This is a genomic window from Nitrosomonas sp. Is37, assembly GCF_033063275.1.
Lineage (GTDB): Bacteria > Pseudomonadota > Gammaproteobacteria > Burkholderiales > Nitrosomonadaceae > Nitrosomonas.
Map to the genome: position 1 here is coordinate 1 of NZ_JAWJYP010000075.1, position 899 is coordinate 899.

Genomic DNA, 899 nt, shown 5'->3' on the forward strand with positions numbered 1-899 from the left:
CCATTCCCACTTCTGGTTTCCCAGAAGCAGGAATAAAAATCAGACTATAAGCCCATAGAATTAAGGAACAATCCTGTTGTTAAGGATTTCCTTGCTTGCATTGTTCCAGACTACGTCCGTCAAATTGGAGTAACGGGTGATGATCTGAGCAGCAATACCGCCTGAGAATAAACCGGACCAGCCCAGAATCACAAAGCCCCAGTGCAATGGCGCGCTAAAGAGCTCTTCCATGAACCAGAAGGCATGACCCCATTCGTTCAAGCCTACGTTTGGCAGAATCATGAGTGGTCCTGCAATTGCCATTACCAGCGGGAAGGAAATACCTCTGCTGTATAAAGGCAGACGGGTCATTGCATACAGGTATGAAGCAACACCACATACGATGTACATCGGGAAGGAGCCATAGAACACCACAACATGGCTAGGTGTAAAACTGGTATCACGAATAATTACTTGGTGCCATGATGCATCTTGTTCGGTGAAGAAGCTACCGCCCCAGTATACGCCAAAGAGGTATATACCAAGCCACATCAACCAGTAAAAATAACGCTTGATTTCCAGTTTTGGATCCAAATTGTCCAGTTGCTCTTTGGTATCACGGGTTTTCCAGAGCCAACCCCAGGTAACCAATGCAAATAACGGCATAACGGTCATGTGTACACGCCACAATCCCATCCAAATTCGATCAAACTCAGGTTCCATCGAATCCATACCATGGGAATAGGCAAATGTCCGTTGGTACCAGATCCAGAAGATCGCTACCGCCAGCATTGTTGCCATTCCAAATTTATACCATTTCGAGTCATACCACAGCGCCATGTCATAGCCTCTAGCGCTAGACGCTGCGCTGCTTGTTCCCATTGTAGTTGCCATTTAAATTTCCTCCTGTTTTTCATTTA

1 protein-coding gene is annotated in these 899 nt (G+C 46.1%); it reads right to left on the bottom strand.

The window, feature by feature from the left end; genetic code table 11:
• Nucleotides 1–60 precede the first annotated feature (60 nt).
• Nucleotides 61–873, bottom strand: coding sequence for a methane monooxygenase/ammonia monooxygenase subunit C (locus tag R2Q26_RS15315; protein WP_090572317.1), 813 nt, complete (start codon nt 871–873; stop codon nt 61–63).
• Between the last annotated feature and the right edge of the window lie 26 nt (nt 874–899).